This is a genomic window from Pseudomonas sp. TMW22091, assembly GCF_022496705.1.
GTDB lineage: Bacteria > Pseudomonadota > Gammaproteobacteria > Pseudomonadales > Pseudomonadaceae > Aquipseudomonas > Aquipseudomonas saxonica.
In genome coordinates, this window is record NZ_SCFI01000001.1 from 767,607 (window position 1) to 789,271 (window position 21,665).

Annotated in this window: 16 protein-coding genes, 4 tRNA genes and 2 rRNA genes; all 22 read right to left on the minus strand. The window is 53.1% G+C overall.

The genetic code is table 11. The features are described from left to right. Window positions 1-24 precede the first annotated feature (24 nt). On the minus strand, window positions 25-336 hold the full coding sequence (gene rpsJ / locus EQV93_RS03595) for a 30S ribosomal protein S10 (protein WP_003186070.1): 312 nt from the start codon (window positions 334-336) through the stop codon (window positions 25-27). 141 nt (window positions 337-477) lie between these two features. Further along, window positions 478-1,671 carry an elongation factor Tu gene (gene tuf / locus EQV93_RS03600; RefSeq protein ID WP_146384565.1) on the minus strand — a complete coding sequence of 398 codons (1,194 nt, stop codon included), beginning with the start codon at window positions 1,669-1,671 and terminating at the stop codon, window positions 478-480. Window positions 1,672-1,706: 35 nt separating this feature from the next. After that, a complete protein-coding gene (gene fusA, locus EQV93_RS03605; protein ID WP_122785684.1) occupies window positions 1,707-3,812 on the minus strand; it encodes an elongation factor G in 2,106 nt (701 codons plus the stop codon). A gap of 30 nt (window positions 3,813-3,842) precedes the next feature. After that, entirely contained in the window at window positions 3,843-4,313 is a 471-nt protein-coding gene (gene rpsG, locus EQV93_RS03610; RefSeq protein ID WP_019824369.1) for a 30S ribosomal protein S7, read from the minus strand. A gap of 123 nt (window positions 4,314-4,436) precedes the next feature. Continuing rightward, window positions 4,437-4,808 carry a 30S ribosomal protein S12 gene (gene rpsL / locus EQV93_RS03615; RefSeq protein WP_002555494.1) on the minus strand — a complete coding sequence of 124 codons (372 nt, stop codon included), beginning with the start codon at window positions 4,806-4,808 and terminating at the stop codon, window positions 4,437-4,439. Window positions 4,809-5,023: 215 nt separating this feature from the next. Continuing rightward, window positions 5,024-9,223 (minus strand): DNA-directed RNA polymerase subunit beta', encoded by a 4,200-nt coding sequence (gene rpoC, locus EQV93_RS03620; RefSeq protein WP_122785685.1) that lies wholly within the window; start codon window positions 9,221-9,223, stop codon window positions 5,024-5,026. A gap of 64 nt (window positions 9,224-9,287) precedes the next feature. Beyond that, window positions 9,288-13,361, minus strand: coding sequence for a DNA-directed RNA polymerase subunit beta (rpoB, locus tag EQV93_RS03625; RefSeq protein ID WP_122785686.1), 4,074 nt, complete (start codon window positions 13,359-13,361; stop codon window positions 9,288-9,290). Between the two features lie 219 nt (window positions 13,362-13,580). Then, complete coding sequence (rplL, locus tag EQV93_RS03630) at window positions 13,581-13,946, minus strand: 50S ribosomal protein L7/L12 (protein WP_048378431.1); 366 nt, start codon at window positions 13,944-13,946, stop codon at window positions 13,581-13,583. An 80-nt stretch (window positions 13,947-14,026) separates the two neighbouring features. Continuing rightward, window positions 14,027-14,527: a 50S ribosomal protein L10 gene (rplJ, locus tag EQV93_RS03635; RefSeq protein WP_122785687.1), complete on the minus strand. Its 501-nt coding sequence runs from the start codon at window positions 14,525-14,527 to the stop codon at window positions 14,027-14,029. 195 nt (window positions 14,528-14,722) lie between these two features. Then, window positions 14,723-15,418 carry a 50S ribosomal protein L1 gene (gene rplA / locus EQV93_RS03640; protein WP_122785688.1) on the minus strand — a complete coding sequence of 232 codons (696 nt, stop codon included), beginning with the start codon at window positions 15,416-15,418 and terminating at the stop codon, window positions 14,723-14,725. Continuing rightward, window positions 15,418-15,849, minus strand: a complete 432-nt coding sequence (rplK, locus tag EQV93_RS03645; RefSeq protein ID WP_240890885.1) for a 50S ribosomal protein L11 — start codon at window positions 15,847-15,849, stop codon at window positions 15,418-15,420. The genes rplA and rplK overlap by 1 nt, the downstream gene beginning before the upstream one ends. Before the next feature lie 120 nt (window positions 15,850-15,969). Beyond that, the gene (gene nusG / locus EQV93_RS03650; RefSeq protein ID WP_094992107.1) at window positions 15,970-16,503 is read right to left on the minus strand and encodes a transcription termination/antitermination protein NusG; all 534 of its coding nucleotides are present in this window, start codon (window positions 16,501-16,503) and stop codon (window positions 15,970-15,972) included. Window positions 16,504-16,512: 9 nt separating this feature from the next. After that, window positions 16,513-16,881: a preprotein translocase subunit SecE gene (gene secE / locus EQV93_RS03655; RefSeq protein ID WP_122785689.1), complete on the minus strand. Its 369-nt coding sequence runs from the start codon at window positions 16,879-16,881 to the stop codon at window positions 16,513-16,515. Between the two features lie 45 nt (window positions 16,882-16,926). Continuing rightward, window positions 16,927-17,002 (minus strand) — tRNA-Trp (locus EQV93_RS03660). Window positions 17,003-17,244: 242 nt separating this feature from the next. After that, window positions 17,245-17,320: transfer RNA gene (locus EQV93_RS03665), tRNA-Thr, on the minus strand. A gap of 26 nt (window positions 17,321-17,346) precedes the next feature. After that, window positions 17,347-17,420: transfer RNA gene (locus EQV93_RS03670), tRNA-Gly, on the minus strand. A gap of 24 nt (window positions 17,421-17,444) precedes the next feature. Continuing rightward, window positions 17,445-17,529, minus strand: a tRNA-Tyr gene (locus EQV93_RS03675). Window positions 17,530-17,690: 161 nt separating this feature from the next. Next, window positions 17,691-18,116, minus strand: a complete 426-nt coding sequence (locus tag EQV93_RS03680) for a hypothetical protein (RefSeq protein ID WP_240890886.1) — start codon at window positions 18,114-18,116, stop codon at window positions 17,691-17,693. Window positions 18,117-18,123: 7 nt separating this feature from the next. After that, entirely contained in the window at window positions 18,124-18,867 is a 744-nt protein-coding gene (locus EQV93_RS03685; protein WP_146426768.1) for a pantothenate kinase, read from the minus strand. After that, window positions 18,857-19,804: a bifunctional biotin--[acetyl-CoA-carboxylase] ligase/biotin operon repressor BirA gene (gene birA / locus EQV93_RS03690; RefSeq protein ID WP_240890887.1), complete on the minus strand. Its 948-nt coding sequence runs from the start codon at window positions 19,802-19,804 to the stop codon at window positions 18,857-18,859. Before birA ends, EQV93_RS03685 begins: the two co-directional genes overlap by 11 nt. A 231-nt stretch (window positions 19,805-20,035) precedes the next feature. Next, window positions 20,036-20,151: ribosomal RNA gene (gene rrf / locus EQV93_RS03695) — 5S ribosomal RNA — on the minus strand. Between the two features lie 153 nt (window positions 20,152-20,304). Continuing rightward, window positions 20,305-21,665, minus strand: a 23S ribosomal RNA gene (locus EQV93_RS03700); the annotation flags it as partial.

Sequence of the window (21,665 nt, forward strand, 5' to 3'; positions counted from 1 at the left end):
CGTTACACGACTAAGACCCAAGTCTTAGCCGAGGCTGATCTGTACTTCCACACCGGCCGCCAGATCTAGCTTCATAAGAGCATCAACGGTTTTATCCGTTGGCTGAACGATGTCCAGTACGCGCTTATGAGTACGGATCTCGTACTGGTCACGCGCGTCTTTGTTGACGTGCGGGGAAACCAGAACAGTGAACCGCTCTTTACGAGTAGGCAGTGGAATAGGACCACGAACCTGAGCACCAGTACGTTTCGCGGTTTCCACGATTTCCTGGGTTGATTGGTCGATCAGGCGATGGTCAAAAGCCTTCAACCTGATACGGATTTGCTGATTTTGCATTGGATTTCAGACTCCGATTGCTGTTCCCACCGAGCGCAATACGCCCGTTAAAAGGAGGCGCAATTCTATAGACGGCCCCAGCGGGTGTCAACTCAATAAAAAAGCCCCCGCTGAGCGGGGGCCTTTTTAAGCGATCAACGATTACTCGATGATTTTGGCTACAACGCCAGCGCCTACAGTACGACCGCCTTCACGGATTGCGAAACGCAGGCCGTCTTCCATTGCGATAGTTTTGATCAGGGTAACAACCATTTTGATGTTGTCGCCCGGCATTACCATCTCAACGCCTTCCGGCAGTTCGCAGTTACCAGTTACGTCAGTTGTACGGAAGTAGAACTGAGGACGGTAGCCTTTGAAGAACGGAGTGTGACGACCGCCTTCTTCCTTGCTCAAAACATAAACTTCAGCTTCGAACTTGGTGTGCGGCTTAACCGAACCTGGCTTAACCAGAACCTGGCCACGCTCAACGTCGTCACGCTTGGTACCACGCAGCAGAACGCCGCAGTTCTCGCCTGCACGACCTTCGTCAAGCAGCTTGCGGAACATTTCAACGCCGGTGCAAGTGGTAACAGTTGTGTCACGCAGACCAACGATTTCCAGTGGGTCTTGAACGCGAACGATACCGCGCTCGATACGACCAGTTACAACAGTACCGCGACCAGAGATCGAGAACACGTCTTCGATTGGCATCAGGAACGGCTTGTCGATAACACGAACTGGATCTGGAATGTAAGTATCCAGAACTTCTACCAGTTTACGAACGGCAGTGGTGCCCATTTCGTTGTCGTCTTTGCCTTCCAGCGCCATACGAGCCGAACCGATGATGATCGGAGTGTCGTCGCCTGGGAAGTCGTAAGTCGACAGCAGGTCACGAACTTCCATCTCAACCAGTTCCAGCAGCTCAGCGTCGTCTACCAGGTCAGCCTTGTTCAGGAAAACCACGATGTACGGAACGCCAACCTGACGGGACAGCAGGATGTGCTCACGGGTTTGTGGCATCGGACCATCAGCGGCCGAACAAACCAGGATAGCGCCGTCCATCTGAGCAGCACCGGTGATCATGTTCTTCACGTAGTCAGCGTGACCTGGGCAGTCAACGTGAGCGTAGTGACGGATCAGCGAGTTGTATTCAACGTGCGCAGTGTTGATCGTGATACCACGAGCTTTTTCTTCTGGCGCGCTGTCGATTTTATCGAAGTCAACGATTGCCGAACCGAAAACTTCGGAGCAAACACGAGTCAGAGCTGCGGTCAGTGTGGTTTTACCATGGTCAACGTGACCGATAGTGCCAACGTTGACGTGCGGTAGGGAACGATCAAATTTTTCTTTAGCCACGACAATTAACTCCTTGCCTAAAGGACTGAACTAAATCAGCCTTGTTTTTTAGTAACAGCTTCGACGATGTGCGACGGAGCTGTATCGTATTTTTTGAATTCCATAGAGTAGCTTGCGCGACCCTGAGACATGGAACGAACGTCGGTCGCATAACCGAACATTTCACCCAACGGAACTTCAGCACGAATTACTTTGCCGGAGACCGTATCTTCCATACCTTGGATCATGCCGCGACGACGATTCAAGTCGCCCATCACGTCACCCATATAGTCTTCAGGTGTAACAACCTCTACCGCCATGATCGGCTCAAGCAACTCACCACCGCCTTTGGAGGCCAGTTGCTTGGTAGCCATGGAAGCAGCCACCTTAAACGCCATCTCGTTGGAGTCGACGTCGTGGTAAGAACCATCAAACACGGTAGCCTTCAGGCCGATCAGCGGATAGCCGGCAACAACACCGTTCTTCATCTGCTCTTCGATACCCTTCTGGATAGCCGGGATGTATTCCTTAGGAACCACACCACCTACCACTTCGTTCACGAATTGCAGACCTTCCTGACCTTCGTCAGCAGGTGCAAAACGGATCCAGCAATGGCCAAACTGACCACGACCGCCGGACTGACGAACGAACTTGCCTTCGATCTCACAGCTCTTCGTGATGCGCTCACGATACGAAACCTGAGGCTTACCGATGTTGGCTTCGACGTTGAACTCACGGCGCATCCGGTCAACCAGGATGTCCAAGTGCAGCTCGCCCATGCCAGAGATGATCGTTTGACCGGTCTCTTCATCAGTTTTTACGCGGAAAGATGGATCTTCCTGAGCAAGTTTGCCCAGAGCGATACCCATTTTTTCCTGGTCATCCTTGGTCTTAGGCTCAACGGCAACCGAAATAACCGGCTCCGGGAAGTCCATACGAACCAGAATGATTGGCTTGTCAGCGCTGCACAAGGTTTCACCAGTGGTGACGTCCTTCATGCCGATCAAGGCCGCGATGTCACCAGCGCGTACTTCCTTGATCTCTTCACGGGCGTTTGCGTGCATTTGCACCATACGACCCACACGCTCTTTCTTGCCTTTAACCGAGTTGATTACGCCGTCGCCGGAGTTCAACACGCCCGAGTAAACTCGAACGAAGGTCAAAGTACCCACGAATGGGTCAGTAGCGATCTTGAACGCCAGAGCCGAGAACGGCTCGTTGTCGTCTGCATGACGCTCCAGCTCGATAGTCTCGTCATCCGGGTCAGTACCCTTGATGGCAGGAATCTCGGAAGGAGCAGGCAGGTAGTCGATAACGGCGTCGAGAACCAGGGGAACACCCTTGTTCTTGAACGAAGAACCGCAAACAGCCAGAACGATCTCACCAGCAATAGTACGCTGACGCAGAGCGGCCTTGATTTCCTCGTTGGTGAGTTCTTCACCCTCGAGGTACTTGTTCATCAGCTCTTCGCTGGCTTCGGCCGCAGCCTCAACCATGTTACCGCGCCACTCTTCAGCCAATTCCAGCAATTCAGCAGGAATCGCCTCACGACGTGGAGTCATACCCTTGTCAGCGTCATTCCAGTAAACAGCTTCCATGGACATCAGGTCGATCTGACCCTGGAAGTTGTCTTCTGAACCGATAGCCAATTGGATTGGCACCGGAGTATGACCCAGACGCTGCTTGATCTGACCGATCACGCGCAGGAAGTTGGCACCAGCACGGTCCATCTTGTTTACATAAACAAGACGTGGAACGCCGTATTTGTTGGCTTGACGCCATACGGTTTCCGACTGAGGCTCAACGCCCGAAGTACCGCAGAACACAACGACCGCGCCGTCGAGTACACGCAGGGAACGTTCAACTTCAATAGTGAAGTCAACGTGGCCCGGTGTATCGATTACGTTGAAACGATACTGGTCTTTGTGCTGCTTAACGGAACCCTGCCAGAAGGCGGTAATAGCAGCAGAAGTAATGGTAATACCACGCTCCTGCTCCTGAACCATCCAGTCTGTGGTCGCGGCGCCGTCATGCACCTCGCCCATTTTGTGACTTTTGCCAGTGTAAAAAAGGACGCGCTCGGTGGTGGTGGTTTTACCAGCATCCACGTGAGCAACGATACCGATGTTACGGTAGCGATTAATCGGAGTAGTACGAGCCATAAAGCCCTCGCAAAATGAGTTGCGCTGAAATTAGAAGCGGTAGTGCGAGAAAGCTTTGTTGGCTTCAGCCATACGGTGCACGTCTTCACGCTTCTTAACTGCTGCGCCTTTGCCTTCAGCAGCGTCCAACAGTTCGCCAGCCAAGCGCAGAGCCATAGACTTCTCGCCGCGCTTGCGGGCGAAGTCTACCAACCAGCGCATTGCCAGGGCGTTACGACGGGACGGACGAACTTCGACCGGAACCTGGTAAGTAGCACCGCCTACACGGCGCGACTTCACTTCGACCAGCGGAGCGATGGCGTCGAGAGCTTTCTCGAAGATTTCCAGGGGATCGCTGTTCTTGCGTTCTTTAACCTTTTCCAGCGCGCCATAAACGATACGCTCGGCAACGGCTTTTTTGCCGCTTTCCATTACGTGGTTCATGAACTTGGCCAGAATTTGGCTTCCGTATTTTGGATCGTCAAGCACATCGCGCTTGGCTGCTACGCGTCTTCTTGGCATGGATAAGCCCTCAAACGGTCTTCAGGTTAGCTCGGAACCATTACACCCAGAGGATGCACGCCCGACCTTACTCTTATCGACTCAGAAAAAAAGAAATCTGCAATTTTTACCAGTAACCGAAAACTACTTCGGCTTCTTGGTACCGTACTTCGAACGACCTTGGTTACGACCTTTAACGCCGGAAGTATCCAAAGAGCCGCGAACGGTGTGATAACGAACACCTGGCAAGTCTTTTACACGACCGCCACGAATCAGTACCACGCTGTGTTCTTGCAGGTTGTGACCTTCACCACCGATGTACGAGGAAACCTCGAAACCGTTGGTCAGGCGCACACGGCATACTTTACGCAGTGCCGAGTTAGGTTTTTTCGGCGTAGTTGTATACACACGGGTGCATACGCCACGACGTTGCGGGCAGTTTTGCAGCGCAGGCACGTCGGATTTCTCGACGATACGCTTACGCGGCTGACGTACCAGCTGGTTGATAGTTGCCATCTACTAGCTCCACTGTTGTCTTGCGACGCTATTGTCTTGCAAGAAAAGCAAAATGGCAGGAACGAATTCCCGCCAAATTTAGGGGTACAAGAGTCTAAAGAGGATCTTGTCCCCAGTCAAGGCAAGGCCCCGACACTTCCACTCACCAAACCCAGACAATTGCCAGGATTCGATGAACGGAACTGCCGGGGCCCGCCCATCATTTACCGCAGAACTCAGTTACCGCTCGAGTTCAGCGCTTCGGTCAGTGCAGCTTCCACTTCACTGGCGCTTACGCGCAACGGTTTGTCAGCATCACGGCGACGCTTACGCTCGCTGTGATAAGCCAGACCGGTACCAGCCGGGATCAAACGACCCACGACCACGTTTTCTTTCAGGCCGCGCAGGTAATCGCGCTTGCCGGTTACCGCTGCTTCGGTCAGTACTCGCGTAGTCTCTTGGAAAGAGGCCGCGGAGATGAACGATTCAGTCGACAACGACGCCTTGGTGATACCCAGCAGAACACGAGTGAACTTGGAGACAAACTTGTCTTCAGTGCTCAGACGCTCGTTCTCAGTCAACACCTGGGTCAACTCCATCTGGTCGCCCTTGATGAAGGTGGAATCACCAGACTCGGCAATTTCAACTTTACGCAGCATCTGACGCAGAATCGTCTCGATGTGCTTATCGTTGATTTTTACGCCTTGCAGACGGTAAACGTCCTGAATCTCGTTAACGATGTACTTGGCCAGCGCACTCACACCCAGCAGACGCAGGATGTCATGTGGATCGCTAGGACCGTCGGAGATAACTTCACCGCGGTTCACTTGCTCGCCTTCGAAGACGTTCAGGTGACGCCACTTTGGAATCAGCTCTTCGTACGGATCAGTACCGTCGTTCGGGGTAATAACCAGACGGCGCTTGCCTTTGGTTTCTTTACCGAACGCGATGGTGCCGCTGACTTCAGCCAGAATCGAGGCTTCTTTCGGGCGACGTGCTTCGAACAAGTCAGCAACCCGTGGCAGACCACCGGTGATGTCTCGAGTCTTCGAAGTTTCTTGCGGAATACGAGCGATAACGTCACCGATCGCGATTTCCGCACCATCCGCTACACCGACCAAGGCGTTAGCTGGCAGGAAGTACTGAGCCGGTACGTCGGTACCTGGCAACAGCAGATCCTTGCCATCAACACCGACCATCTTGACGGCTGGACGAATGTCCTTGCCGGCAGCTGGACGGTCTTTGGCATCAAGCACTTCAATGTTGGTCATACCGGTCAATTCGTCAGTCTGACGCTTGATCGTGATGCCTTCTTCCATGCCCACGTAGGTCACGGTACCTTTCATTTCAGTAACGATTGGGTGAGTGTGCGGATCCCACTTGGCTACGATAGAGCCAGCGTCAACCTTGTCACCTTCTTTAACCGAAATAACGGCGCCGTACGGCAGTTTGTAACGCTCACGCTCACGACCGTAGTCATCAGCGATCGCCAACTCACCGGAACGCGATACCGCTACCAGACAACCATCTACACGCTCTACGTGCTTCAGGTTGTGCAGACGGACAGTACCGCCATTCTTCACCTGAACGCTGTCAGCAGCAGAGGTCCGGCTTGCCGCACCACCGATGTGGAACGTACGCATTGTCAGCTGTGTACCCGGCTCACCGATCGACTGTGCAGCGATTACGCCGACAGCTTCACCGATGTTCACCTGGTGACCACGAGCCAGATCACGGCCGTAGCACTTGGCGCAGATACCGAAGCGGGTTTCGCAGCTGATTGGCGAGCGAACGATCACTTCGTCGATGCTGTTCAGCTCGATGAATTCAACCCACTTCTCGTCAACCAGAGTGCCTGCAGGAACAATGATTTCCTCAGTACCCGGCTTGAATACGTCACGGGCGATCACTCGACCCAGAACGCGCTCACCCAACGGCTCAACAACGTCACCGCCTTCGATGTGCGGAGTCATCAGCAGACCGTGTTCGGTACCGCAGTCAACCTCAGTCACCACCAAGTCTTGCGCAACGTCTACCAGACGACGCGTCAGGTAACCGGAGTTAGCTGTTTTCAAGGCGGTATCCGCCAGACCCTTACGAGCACCGTGAGTCGAGATGAAGTACTGAAGTACGCTCAAACCTTCACGGAAGTTCGCAGTAATCGGCGTTTCGATGATGGAACCGTCTGGCTTGGCCATCAGACCACGCATACCGGCCAGCTGACGGATCTGCGCAGCAGAACCCCGAGCACCGGAGTCAGCCATCATGTACATCGAGTTGAACGACTCTTGCTCAACTTCAACACCGTGACGATCAATAACCTTCTCTTTCGAGAGGTTCGACATCATGGCCTTGGAAACTTCGTCGTTAGCCTTCGACCAAAGGTCGATTACTTTGTTGTACTTCTCGCCCTGTGTTACCAGGCCCGAGGCGTACTGGCTTTCGATCTCTTTCACTTCATCGGTTGCAGCCGCGATGATGCGAGCTTTCTCATCCGGGATAACGAAGTCGTTAACACCGATGGATACGCCAGAGATGGTCGAGTAAGCAAAACCGGTGTACATCAACTGGTCAGCGAAGATCACGGTCTCTTTCAAACCAACCACGCGGTAGCACTGGTTGATCAGCTTGGAGATCGCCTTTTTCTTCATCGGCAAGTTGACGACGTCGTACGACAGACCTTTTGGCACAACCTGGAACAACAGCGCACGACCGACAGTGGTGTCGACGATACGGGTGTTGCTCACGCTGCCGCCATCACGGTCATTGACAGTTTCGCTGATGCGAACCTTGACCTTGGCATGCAGTGCGGCTTCACCGGCACGGAACACACGGTCAACTTCTTGCAAGTCAGCGAATACACGACCCTCGCCTTTAGCGTTGATCGCTTCACGCGTCATGTAGTACAGACCCAATACAACGTCCTGCGACGGAACGATGATTGGCTCACCGTTGGCTGGCGACAGAATGTTGTTGGTCGACATCATCAGCGCACGTGCTTCCAACTGGGCTTCCAGTGTCAGCGGTACGTGAACAGCCATTTGGTCGCCGTCGAAGTCGGCGTTGTACGCAGCACAGACCAGCGGGTGCAGCTGGATAGCTTTACCTTCGATCAGTACGGGTTCAAACGCCTGGATACCCAGACGGTGAAGGGTCGGTGCACGGTTGAGAAGTACTGGGTGTTCGCGGATGACTTCAGCGAGAACGTCCCAAACTTCCGGCAGCTCGCGCTCAACCATCTTCTTGGCGGCTTTAATGGTGGTAGCAAGACCACGCATTTCCAGCTTGCCGAAGATGAACGGCTTGAACAGCTCGAGTGCCATTTTTTTCGGCAGACCGCACTGGTGCAGACGCAAGGTCGGACCTACGGTAATTACCGAACGACCCGAGTAGTCAACACGCTTACCGAGCAAGTTCTGACGGAAACGACCTTGTTTACCCTTGATCATGTCAGCCAAGGATTTCAGAGGACGCTTGTTGGAACCTGTGATAGCGCGACCGCGACGGCCGTTGTCGAGCAATGCATCGACGGCTTCTTGCAACATACGCTTTTCGTTACGCACGATGATGTCCGGAGCGGACAGATCAAGCAGGCGCTTCAAGCGGTTGTTACGGTTGATCACTCGACGGTACAGATCGTTGAGGTCGGAAGTCGCGAAACGACCACCATCCAACGGAACCAAAGGACGCAGATCTGGCGGCAGAACCGGCAGAACGGTCAGAACCATCCACTCAGGAAGGTTGCCGGAGCCCAAAAAGGCCTCCATCAACTTCAAGCGCTTGGACAGTTTCTTGATTTTGGTTTCGGAGTTGGTTTGCGGAATTTCTTCGCGCAGACGGCCAATCTCGTGCTCCAGGTCGATAGCGTGCAGCAGCTCACGAACAGCCTCAGCACCCATACGGGCATCGAAGTCGTCGCCGAACTCTTCCAGCGCTTCGAAATACTGCTCATCGTTCAGCAGCTGACCTTTTTCCAGAGTGGTCATGCCCGGATCAATAACGACATAGCTCTCGAAGTAGAGAACGCGTTCGATATCACGCAGGGTCATGTCCATCAGCAAGCCGATACGGGACGGCAGCGATTTCAGGAACCAGATGTGAGCAACTGGCGAAGCCAGTTCGATGTGAGCCATGCGCTCGCGACGGACCTTGGCCAGTGCGACTTCAACGCCACACTTCTCACAGATCACACCACGGTGCTTCAAGCGCTTGTACTTACCGCACAGGCACTCGTAATCCTTTACCGGGCCAAAGATCTTGGCGCAGAACAGGCCGTCACGCTCAGGCTTGAACGTACGGTAGTTGATGGTTTCCGGCTTTTTAACTTCACCGAACGACCACGAACGGATCATCTCAGGCGATGCCAATCCAATACGGATGGCGTCGAACTCTTCGACTTGACCCTGGTTTTTCAGCAAATTCAGTAGGTCTTTCAAGGCCTTTCCTCCTGGCGGAGCAGAGAGCGGGCAGAACAGCCCCGCTCTCGATTCGCGTCACGTGTTATTCGGTTTCCAGATCGATATCGATGCCGAGGGAACGAATTTCTTTGATCAACACGTTGAAGGACTCGGGCATGCCCGGCTCCATACGGTGATCGCCATCCACGATGTTTTTGTACATCTTGGTACGGCCGTTCACATCGTCCGACTTCACTGTGAGCATTTCTTGCAGAGTGTATGCCGCGCCGTAAGCTTCCAGCGCCCAGACCTCCATCTCCCCGAAACGCTGACCACCGAACTGAGCCTTACCACCCAGCGGCTGCTGGGTAACCAGGCTGTAAGAACCAGTAGAACGAGCGTGCATCTTGTCGTCTACCAAGTGGTTCAGCTTCAGCATGTACATGTAGCCAACGGTAACCGGACGTTCGAACTGGTTGCCGGTACGACCGTCAGTCAGCGTCATCTGGCCGCTGTCTGGCAGGTCTGCCAAACGAAGCATTGCCTTGATTTCGCTTTCTTTGGCACCGTCGAACACCGGGGTAGCCATTGGCACACCGCCGCGAAGGTTCTTCGCCAGATCAAGGATTTCTTGATCCGAGAAGTCATCCAGGCTTTCTTGACGACCGCCAATTTCGTTGTAGATCTCATGCAGGAACTTACGCAGGTCAGCGACCTTGCGTTGTTCTTCAATCATGAGGTTGATCTTCTCGCCCAAACCTTTGGCTGCGAGGCCCAGGTGAGTTTCAAGAATCTGACCAACGTTCATACGCGAAGGTACGCCCAACGGGTTGAGGACCACATCAACCGGGGTGCCATTGGCATCGTACGGCATGTCTTCAACCGGCATGATCACGGAGACCACACCTTTGTTACCGTGACGACCAGCCATCTTGTCACCCGGCTGGATGCGACGACGGATTGCCAGGTAAACCTTGACGATTTTCAGCACGCCCGGAGCCAGGTCATCGCCCTGCTGCAGTTTGCGCTTCTTGTCTTCGAACTTATCGTCCAGCAGACGACGGCGATCGATGATGTAGGCCTGAGCTTTTTCAAGCTGCTCGTTCAGAGCGTCTTCAGCCATGCGCAGTTTGAACCACTGCCCATGCTCAAGACCGTCCAGGATTTCATTAGTGATTTCCTGACCTTTCTTCAGACCAGCTCCACCTTCGGCTATACGGCCAACCAGTGCAGAGCGCAGACGTTCAAAAGTGGCGCCTTCAACGATGCGGAACTCTTCGTTCAGGTCCTTGCGGATCTCGTCCAGCTGGGTCTTCTCGATCGACAGGGCACGAGCATCACGCTCAACGCCGTCGCGAGTGAAGACCTGCACGTCGATAACAGTACCTTTGGTACCGGTAGGTACACGCAGGGAAGTGTCTTTAACGTCGCTGGCTTTTTCACCAAAGATTGCGCGCAACAGCTTCTCTTCTGGAGTCAGCTGAGTCTCACCTTTCGGAGTAACCTTACCGACCAGAATGTCGCCAGCGCCAACTTCAGCACCTACGTAAACAATACCGGCTTCGTCCAGTTTGTTCAGTGCAGCTTCACCCACGTTCGGGATGTCTGCAGTGATCTCTTCAGGCCCAAGCTTGGTGTCACGTGCCACACAGGTCAGTTCCTGAATGTGGATCGTGGTAAAGCGATCTTCTTGAACAACTCGTTCCGACAGGCAGATGGAGTCTTCGAAGTTGTAACCGTTCCAGGCCATGAACGCGATGCGCATGTTCTGACCCAGTGCCAGCTCACCCATATCGGTGGACGGGCCGTCAGCCATGATGTCGCTACGCTGTACACGATCACCTTTGCGAACCAGCGGACGCTGGTTAATGCAGGTGTTCTGGTTGGAGCGGGTGTATTTGGTCAGGTTGTAGATGTCGACACCGGCTTCACCAGTCTCTACTTCATCATCAGCAACACGAACCACGATACGGCTAGCGTCTACAGAGTCGATCACGCCGCCACGACGAGCCACGACGCAAACGCCGGAGTCACGAGCTACGTTACGCTCCATGCCGGTACCTACCAGCGGCTTGTCAGCACGCAGGGTCGGTACAGCTTGACGCTGCATGTTGGAACCCATCAACGCACGGTTGGCGTCATCGTGTTCCAGGAACGGGATCAGCGACGCTGCAACCGAAACTACCTGCTTCGGAGAAACGTCCATCAAGGTGACGTCTTCCGGCGCCTTAACGGTGAATTCGTTCAAGTGACGAACAGCTACCAACTCGTCGATCAGCACTTTCTTGTCGTTCATCGTGGCCGAAGCCTGAGCGATCACGTGATCAGCTTCTTCGATAGCGGACAGGAAAACGATCTCGTCGGTCACCAATGCATCTTTCACAACACGGTACGGGCTCTCAAGGAAGCCGTACTGGTTGGTGCGAGCATAAGCAGCCAAGGAGTTGATCAGACCGATGTTCGGACCTTCCGGCGTTTCAATCGGGCATACACGACCGTAGTGAGTCGGGTGTACGTCACGAACTTCAAAGCCAGCACGCTCACGCGTCAGACCGCCCGGGCCCAGTGCAGAAACACGGCGCTTGTGGGTGATCTCGGACAGCGGGTTGTTTTGGTCCATGAACTGGGACAGCTGGCTGGAACCGAAGAACTCTTTCACCGCAGCAGCCACAGGCTTGGCGTTGATCAGGTCTTGCGGCATCAAGCCTTCGCTTTCAGCCATCGACAGACGCTCTTTGACCGCACGCTCAACACGTACCAGGCCAACGCGGAACTGGTTTTCTGCCATTTCGCCAACACAGCGAACACGACGGTTACCCAGGTGGTCGATGTCATCGACGATGCCTTTGCCGTTACGGATGTCGACCAGAGTCTTCAGTACCGCGACGATGTCTTCTTTGCACAACACGCCCGAACCTTCGATCTCGGTACGACCGATACGACGGTTGAACTTCATCCGGCCGACCGCAGACAGGTCATAGCGCTCAGGGCTGAAGAACAGGTTGTTGAACAGAGTCTCGGCAGCGTCCTTGGTTGGCGGCTCGCCTGGACGCATCATGCGATAGATCTCGACCAGCGCTTCCAATTGATTGCTGGTGGAGTCGATCTTCAGCGTGTCGGAAACGAATGGACCACAGTCGATATCGTTGGTGTACAACGTTTCGATGCGAACAACCTGGCTCTTGGCAATTTTCGCCAGAATCTCGGTGGTCAGCTCGGTGTTGCACTCTGCAATGATTTCACCAGTTGCCGGATGCACGATAGCTTTGGCCGTTGTGCGACCCAGGACGTAGTCCAGAGGCATAACAAGCTGCTTGATACCGGCTTTTTCCAGCTGGTTGATATGGCGAGCAGTAATACGACGACCTTGCTCGACAATAACCTTGCCTTTGTCATCGGTAATATCGATAGCCGCGATTTCACCGCGCAGACGCTGTGGTACCAGTTCCAGGCTGATGGTTTCGCCCTGAACGTGGAATACGTTGGTGGTGTAGAACGCGTCCAGCACCTGCTCAGTCGTATAACCCAGCGCGCGCAGCAATACCGATGCAGGCAGCTTGCGACGACGGTCAATACGTACGAACACGCAATCTTTCGGGTCGAACTCAAAGTCCAACCACGAACCACGGTAAGGAATGATACGCGCGGAATAAAGCAGTTTACCGGAGCTATGCGTCTTGCCGCGGTCGTGATCGAAGAACACGCCCGGGGAACGGTGCAGCTGGGAAACAATTACACGCTCAGTACCATTGATTACAAAGGTACCGTTTTCAGTCATCAGGGGGATTTCACCCATGTAGACTTCTTGCTCTTTGATGTCCTTGATCGCTTTGTTCGACGATTCTTTGTCGAAAATGATCAAACGAACTTTTACCCGCAAAGGTACGGCGTACGTTACGCCACGCAACACGCATTCTTTGACATCAAATGCCGGCTCGCCCAAGCGATAACCGACATACTCCAGCGCAGCATTGCCGGAGTAGCTGATGATCGGGAAAACGGATTTGAAGGCCGCATGCAGGCCCACGTCGCGGAACTTATCTTTAGTCGCTCCCGCCTGCAAGAATTCACGATACGAATCCAGCTGGATTGCCAAGAGATACGGCACATCCATGACGTCCGGCAACTTGCTAAAGTCCTTGCGGATACGTTTTTTCTCAGTATATGAGTAAGCCATCAGCGTTCCCCAGCTTGGTCACCTGCTTGTTTGGCCTCTCCCGACGGGAGCAGCCAGAAAATCGTGCAAACCCCTTGGTTTGCTCCACCGCACAGGGTGGTTACAGCACGTCAAAGGCACCAACCTAGTCGGTTGCCAATAACGGAAAAAGGCCGGTGGCAAGAGCCACCAGCCATCAGCCTCAGCTTAACGCCTGGGCTGGAGACGCAAGGTCGATGCTTACTTCAGCTCGACTTTAGCGCCTGCTTCTTCCAAGGTAGCCTTGGCTTTGTCAGCTGCGTCTTTAGCAACAGCTTCCAGAACCATAGCTGGAGCGCCGTCAACTACTGCCTTGGCTTCTTTCAAGCCCAGACCAGTCAGTTCACGAACAGCCTTGATCACGTTAACTTTCTTCTCGCCAGCTTCCAGCAGCATGACGTTGAATTCAGTTTGCTCTTCAACAACAGCAGCGGCAGCAGCAGGACCAGCAGAAGCAGCAGCAGCGGAAACGCCGAACTTCTCTTCCATTGCTTTGATCAGTTCAACGATTTCCAGAACGGATTTTTCGCCGATTGCTTCGATGATTTGGTCGTTAGTCAGAGACATGACTATTAATTCCTGTATTGGGGTGACAGCCTAAGCGGCCATCGAAATAAACAATAAACGCCGAAAAAAGTCGCTCAGCCTTAGGCTGCAGCAGCTTCTTTCTGGTCGCGAAGTGCCGCCAGAGTACGAGCCAATTTGCTGGTAGCGCCTTGAATCACGCTCATCAGCTGAGAAATTGCTTCGTCACGGGTCGGCAGACTTGCCAGTACGTCGATCTGATTAGCTGCGAGGAACTTGCCCTCGAACGCAGCTGCCTTGATCTCGAACTTATCCTGACCTTTTGCGAATTCTTTGAAGATACGAGCAGCAGCGCCCGGATGTTCTTGGGAGAATGCAATCAAGGTCGGGCCAGTGAACACGTCGTTGAGAACACTGTATTCAGTGTCAGCAACAGCGCGCTTTAGCAGGGTGTTACGTACAACACGTACGTATACGCCAGCTTCACGAGCCTCTTTACGGAGTCCGGTCATAGCGCTTACTGTCACACCGCGGGCATCAGCCACAACAGCGGACAGGGCAACTTTGGCAGCCTCGTTGACTTCAGCGACGATGGCCTTCTTGTCTTCGAGTTTAATTGCCACGGGTTTAACTCCTGCTTGTTACCGTTTCATCCAACCTGGGTCGGATGTCGTTTTGGTGTCTGATTCGGTAAGGAACCGGGAGCACCATCTGCGTAGGCTTGAGGTTTAAGGCTTTCACCGCCTACGGTCTTGGATAGCCCCCGCCAGGCAGGGACCCCAATCTTTCATTGGCGCAGCATGCTGCGCCAATTTGTTTTACGCGTCCAAAGAACCTTGGTCGATGACCAAGCCTGGGCCCATAGTGGTGCTCAGGGTAACGCGCTTAACGTAAATACCTTTCGAGGAAGCTGGCTTGATACGCTTCAGATCAGCGACCAGGGCTTCAACGTTTTCCTTCAGCTTGACAGCGTCGAAACCGACCTTGCCAACGGAAGTGTGGATGATACCGTTTTTGTCGGTGCGATAACGAACCTGACCAGCTTTTGCGTTCTTAACCGCAGTAGCTACGTCTGGAGTTACAGTACCAACCTTCGGGTTAGGCATCAGGCCACGTGGGCCCAGGATCTGACCCAACTGACCTACAACACGCATTGCGTCCGGGGAGGCAATAACTACGTCATAGTTCAGGTCGCCGCCTTTCATTTCTGCGGCCAGGTCGTCCATACCAACGCGATCTGCGCCGGCTGCCAGAGCAGCTTCAGCAGCTGGACCCTGAGTGAACACAGCTACACGTACAGTCTTGCCAGTGCCGTGTGGCAGCACAGTAGCGCTACGAACAACCTGGTCAGATTTACGTGGGTCTACGCCCAAGTTGATAGCGATGTCAAAAGACTCGCTGAACTTAACAGTCGACAGCTCGGCCAACAGAGCAGCAGCGTCTACAAAGTTGTAAGACTTGCCAGCTTCAATTTTACCGGCGATAGCCTTTTGGCGCTTAGTCAGCTTAGCCATTACACACCCTCCACGTTAAGGCCCATGCTACGAGCAGAACCGGCGATGGTACGCACGGCTGCATCCATGTCAGCAGCAGTCAGATCCGCGTTTTTGGTTTTCGCGATTTCTTCCAGCTGTACACGAGTAACAGTGCCAACCTTAACGGTGTTTGGACGAGCGGAACCGCTAGTCAAACCGGCAGCCTTCTTCAGCAGAACCGAAGCAGGAGTCGATTTGGTTTCGAATGTGAAGCTACGGTCGCTGTATACAGTGATGATCACAGGAGTCGGCAGGCCTGGCTCAATACCCTGAGTACGGGCGTTGAAAGCTTTGCAGAATTCCATGATGTTCACACCGTGCTGACCCAGAGCTGGACCAACAGGTGGGCTTGGGTTGGCCTGAGCGGCCTTCACTTGCAGCTTGATGTAAGCGGTAATCTTCTTGGCCATGAGGCACTCCAATTACGGGTTCAGACGCCTAAATCAAAAGGCTCCCCGGTTACTTGCGTGTTTATCCCAGTGACGACAAAACCCCACAGCCGAAGCCATGGGGTTGGGATGCGTGCTCAGTTAGACCTTTTCGACCTGACTGAACTCTAGCTCTACCGGAGTAGAGCGACCGAAAATGAGCACAGCCACTTGGATGCGACTCTTTTCGTAGTTTACTTCTTCGACCGTACCATTGAAATCGGCAAACGGCCCGTCAGTGACTCGAACAACTTCGCCCGGCTCGAACAACGTCTTCGGCTTAGGCTTATCGCTACCATCAGCAACGCGACGCAGAATCGCTTCTGCCTCTTTATCTGTAATCGGTGCCGGCTTGTCAGCGGTGCCACCAATAAAGCCCATGACACGAGGAGTATCCTTGACTAAGTGCCAAGTCCCTTCGTTCATGTCCATTTGGACTAGCACATAACCAGGGAAGAATTTCCGCTCGCTTTTGCGCTTCTGGCCATTACGCATTTCAACCACTTCTTCAGTGGGAACCAGAATCTCGCCGAAGCCATCTTCCATGCCTGCCAGCTTAATACGCTCGATCAAAGAGCGCATAACATGCTTTTCGTAACCCGAATAAGCATGCACTACGTACCAACGCTTAGCCACGGGACACCCTTAGCCAACAATCAAGGAAACGAGCCAACCGAGCAGGGAATCTAAACCCCACAACAGCAACGCCATAACAAGAACAACAGCCACCACGATCAACGTGGTCTGCGTAGTTTCTTGGCGAGTAGGCCATACGACTTTACGAATCTCAGCACGAGCTTCCTTTACCAGGACAGCGAACGACTTGCCTTTCGCAGTCTGCAACCCGATGTAGGCAGCGACAGCAGCAATAACAAGGAGAGCGATGACGCGATACAGGATCGGCGAACCAGAGTAGTACTGATTCCCAACAACGCCAACCACAACAAGGGCAACCACTGCTAGCCACTTGAGTAGATCGAAGCGAGAGCCTTGAACTTCAGCCTTGGGAGTCATCAAAGAGGATCCTGTGAAAAGAAAGCCAGATGCAATGAGAGAATCTGGCAGGTCAGGAGGGAATCGAACCCCCAACCTACGGTTTTGGAGACCGTCGCTCTGCCAATTGAGCTACTGACCTAAAACATTATCGAGCCGCCGATTATGCCGACCCGAGAGAGACTTTTCAACAACCAATGCAATTACTTTTTGCCGACAGACCCAAACAGCCCACCAAACACCGCAAGCAACTGTATGCAAGCCACTTACAACAGCAACAGCAACCGGAGCAGCAGCACAAAAAAGCACTACCAGCAAACACCCCGAACAAGCTTTCCAGCCTGTTAAAACAAAGGCAGATATTTTCATATCTGCCTTGTTATATGGAGCTCTTGAGCGGATTTGAACCGCTGACCTCACCCTTACCAAGGGTGTGCTCTACCAACTGAGCTACAAGAGCAAAAACTACCTTCAAGCCAGCATAAATGGAGCGGGTGGCGGGAATCGAACCCGCATCATCAGCTTGGAAGGCTGAGGTTCTACCACTAAACTACACCCGCAAATCATGCTGATTTGCGAAAATATGGTGGAGGGGGAAGGATTCGAACCTTCGAAGTCGTAGACGTCAGATTTACAGTCTGATCCCTTTGGCCGCTCGGGAACCCCTCCTGAGCTGAGCGGGATTCTACAGCATCCCAACTCTTTGTCAATCACTTTTCTTAATAAAATCATCAAGTTAGGAAATTGACTCACTTCACTTGGCGCCCATCTTACGACGTTCACTGTGGAGCGGGCGCCATTCTATGCAAAGAATGGGACAGCTGCAACCCCTAGCATCGGCTTTTTTTGTATTTTAAGCCTTTGAATTCATTAGCAAGCCCTTGCAATAGCTCTTCACTCGCTTGAACCTGGTTTTCCTGAGCAATGCGATAGTGAAACTCTGCAAGCTCGGCGTTGGCCGAGGTAGCTGGTACCAGCTTTATATTCAAGCTCTCAAGCTTCAGCTCTAGCCCCCGAAGCTGCTCGCCATCATTAATCCCAGCCAAGTAAGTGCAGAGATCATCAACGTCGGACGCTTTCATGGCGCCAGATAAAGGCAGCATTGGCGGCACTTCATTAAGCAACTGAATGGTGCGCTTGCCATTTGTAGGCACTGATAACGAGCCCACTTCCTTAACCTTCACTGGAGCTTCTTGCTGATGCCATACATAGTAAAAAACATTCAGCACGACAAGGAGCAGAAACATCCAACGCATAGAAACCTCAAGCAATAGGACAAGCGACAGCCAAACCGATAAATACTAAATCCTGAACAAGCTTGGCATCTGGCACCACATCGACCACAAGGCAAGCATCCCCCCCAGTGAGGAACACTACAAAATCATCCCCCCAATACTCATGCGCCAATTGCAACTGAGTCATTACAAACCCTCGCAGCATCAATAAGCACCCGCGCTCAACGGCTTCAGCTGTAGAGCGACCCGGAGTAAAACTGTGCAATGCTTGCTCAGCCAAAACTTTGTCGTACCGGATACGCCGCGTGTGGGTGCGCAGCTGGTTGCGCATCAATGGCAATCCAGGGCAAATGAACCCTCCCAAGTGAGCACCATCTGCCGCTACAAAATCGGAGGTTACCGCAGTGCCGAAATCAAGTATCAAACATGCACCTTTTGCCAGCTCGAACCCACCCAGCAGTGCTAGCCAACGATCCAAACCCAGGCGCTCGAAGTCCTTATAGCCATTTTTGACGCCCGCCACAGCTCGAGCTGGCTGGGCACTGAGAACTTCCACCCCAAAGCTGGCCTCAAGTGTGGCAATCAGATCAGCAGTTTCTTCATCACTTCGCACGCTCACCAGACGACAGCAGCGCACTCTCAACGCCGTATGCGCCGACACCGCAGTGACCAGTGCAGCATTTGTATCAGCAACACCGCCACAGACCGAGACATCACCGCTAAGTACACGCCACTTTATGAAACTATTGCCACAGTCCAATTCAAGAATCATGGCGTAACCTCAAACTCAATTCGCCACCGCTGTATATTTTCTCTGTACCGCCCACATCTATACGCAACGCACCCTGACCATCAATGCCAAGAACAGTACCATCGACCTTGTGACTACCGGCGATCAATGACACCTCTCGCCCTTGCCATAGATGATTCTCTTCCCACTCCGACTGCATCACAGAAAAGCCCTGCATCTCATGCTGCTGAAAATACTGATGCAGCCTATTATTGAGAATTACAATAAATTCATTGCGATTGATAGAGCGACCTGTCTCCAAGCGAACTGACGTCCATGCTTGATCAACCTCTTCAGTCGCTTTCATATTGACGTTGATGCCAATGCCCAACACGACATGACACACGTCAGCAGGATCGCCGACCAGCTCAAGCAGAATGCCAGCGATTTTTTTGCTACCCACGAGCACATCATTTGGCCACTTGAGACCAGCATTAGAAGTACCGATGTCGCGCAACGCATTCAACACTGCCAGACCGACGACTAGACTAAGCCCCTCAAGCTGACGCATCCCACCCTCAATGCGCAAAACGAGACTGAAGTAGATATTTTCTGCGAACGGACTGACCCACTTACGACCTCGGCGACCGCGACCCGCACTTTGCTGCTCTGCCAATACAGCAAAGGGGGCGGCCTCACCCCGACCAATAGCACGCAATGCCTCAGCGTTAGTTGAGTCCAGCGCTTGATGGATAAGCGCTGGCCAGGGACTGGATGGGATCTGCTCGGAATCAAGCAGCTCTAGCGGTGAAGCCAATTGATAACCACGACCGCGAACCTTATGAATAGACAAATTCAAGTCTGACTCCAAGTGCTGCAGCTGCTTCCATACAGCACTACGGCTTATACCGAGAGCCTGACCCAAGGCCTGTCCCGAGTGAAATCGACCATCTTTAAGGAGTTTCAACAACGTCAGCATTCACGTATCACCTCACAATGAGGGAGGCATGATAGCTATGCGCTAGGCCATTGCATACCCAACCACCAAAGCATAACTGCGTCATCGAAATTACTGGCAAGTCAGCCAAAAACGCCATTGCGTGCACAGTAGATATCCTCATTAAAAATGAAGACACATGCTTCCTGCGCTTTTTCGCGCACAAAAACAAACCCCCTGTCTGCGTGAGCAGACAGGGGGTTTGGAATTTAATCTTGACGATGACCTACTCTCACATGGGGAAACCCCACACTACCATCGGCGATGCATCGTTTCACTACTGAGTTCGGGATGGGATCAGGTGGTTCCAATGCTCTATGGTCGTCAAGAAATTCGGTAGCCAGCGCGTTTAACCTTGCGGTCAACGTTCCAGCGAATGGGTATGTAATAGAATTCGGTGCTTTGTGAATGCAAACTTTCGGTTTGTATCGTCTTCACACACCGCAATCTGGTCTCTTCGACGCAAATTGCTTGGGTGTTATATGGTCAAGCCTCACGGGCAATTAGTATTGGTTAGCTCAACGCCTCACAGCGCTTACACACCCAACCTATCAACGTCGTAGTCTTCGACGGCCCTTTAGGGAACTCAAGGTTCCAGTGAGATCTCATCTTGAGGCAAGTTTCCCGCTTAGATGCTTTCAGCGGTTATCTTTCCCGAACATAGCTACCCGGCAATGCCACTGGCGTGACAACCGGAACACCAGAGGTTCGTCCACTCCGGTCCTCTCGTACTAGGAGCAGCCCCTCTCAAATCTCAAACGTCCACGGCAGATAGGGACCGAACTGTCTCACGACGTTCTAAACCCAGCTCGCGTACCACTTTAAATGGCGAACAGCCATACCCTTGGGACCGGCTTCAGCCCCAGGATGTGATGAGCCGACATCGAGGTGCCAAACACCGCCGTCGATATGAACTCTTGGGCGGTATCAGCCTGTTATCCCCGGAGTACCTTTTATCCGTTGAGCGATGGCCCTTCCATACAGAACCACCGGATCACTAAGACCTACTTTCGTACCTGCTCGACGTGTCTGTCTCGCAGTCAAGCGCGCTTTTGCCTTTATACTCTACGACCGATTTCCGACCGGTCTGAGCGCACCTTCGTACTCCTCCGTTACTCTTTAGGAGGAGACCGCCCCAGTCAAACTACCCACCATACACTGTCCTCGATCCGGATAACGGACCTGAGTTAGAACCTCAAAGTTGCCAGGGTGGTATTTCAAGGTTGGCTCCACGCAGACTGGCGTCCACGCTTCAAAGCCTCCCACCTATCCTACACAAGCAAATTCAAAGTCCAGTGCAAAGCTATAGTAAAGGTTCACGGGGTCTTTCCGTCTAGCCGCGGATACACTGCATCTTCACAGCGATTTCAATTTCACTGAGTCTCGGGTGGAGACAGCGCCGCCATCGTTACGCCATTCGTGCAGGTCGGAACTTACCCGACAAGGAATTTCGCTACCTTAGGACCGTTATAGTTACGGCCGCCGTTTACCGGGGCTTCGATCAAGAGCTTCGCGTTAGCTAACCCCATCAATTAACCTTCCGGCACCGGGCAGGCGTCACACCCTATACGTCCACTTTCGTGTTTGCAGAGTGCTGTGTTTTTAATAAACAGTCGCAGCGGCCTGGTATCTTCGACCGGCGTGGGCTTACGCAGTAAATGCTTCACCCTCACCGGCGCACCTTCTCCCGAAGTTACGGTGCCATTTTGCCTAGTTCCTTCACCCGAGTTCTCTCAAGCGCCTTGGTATTCTCTACCCAACCACCTGTGTCGGTTTGGGGTACGGTTCCTGGTTACCTGAAGCTTAGAAGCTTTTCTTGGAAGCATGGCATCAACCACTTCGT

Coding starts and splice junctions, on each gene's coding strand:
- rpsJ (WP_003186070.1), bottom strand. CDS start 336: ATGCAAAATCAGCAAATCCGTATCAGGTTGAAGGCTTTTGACCATCGC.
- fusA (WP_122785684.1), bottom strand. CDS start 3,812: ATGGCTCGTACTACTCCGATTAATCGCTACCGTAACATCGGTATCGTT.
- rpsG (WP_019824369.1), bottom strand. CDS start 4,313: ATGCCAAGAAGACGCGTAGCAGCCAAGCGCGATGTGCTTGACGATCCA.
- rpsL (WP_002555494.1), bottom strand. CDS start 4,808: ATGGCAACTATCAACCAGCTGGTACGTCAGCCGCGTAAGCGTATCGTC.
- rpoB (WP_122785686.1), bottom strand. CDS start 13,361: ATGGCTTACTCATATACTGAGAAAAAACGTATCCGCAAGGACTTTAGC.
- rplL (WP_048378431.1), bottom strand. CDS start 13,946: ATGTCTCTGACTAACGACCAAATCATCGAAGCAATCGGCGAAAAATCC.
- rplA (WP_122785688.1), bottom strand. CDS start 15,418: ATGGCTAAGCTGACTAAGCGCCAAAAGGCTATCGCCGGTAAAATTGAA.
- rplK (WP_240890885.1), bottom strand. CDS start 15,849: ATGGCCAAGAAGATTACCGCTTACATCAAGCTGCAAGTGAAGGCCGCT.
- secE (WP_122785689.1), bottom strand. CDS start 16,881: ATGACTCCCAAGGCTGAAGTTCAAGGCTCTCGCTTCGATCTACTCAAG.
- EQV93_RS03680 (WP_240890886.1), bottom strand. CDS start 18,116: ATGCGTTGGATGTTTCTGCTCCTTGTCGTGCTGAATGTTTTTTACTAT.
- EQV93_RS03685 (WP_146426768.1), bottom strand. CDS start 18,867: ATGATTCTTGAATTGGACTGTGGCAATAGTTTCATAAAGTGGCGTGTA.
- birA (WP_240890887.1), bottom strand. CDS start 19,804: ATGCTGACGTTGTTGAAACTCCTTAAAGATGGTCGATTTCACTCGGGA.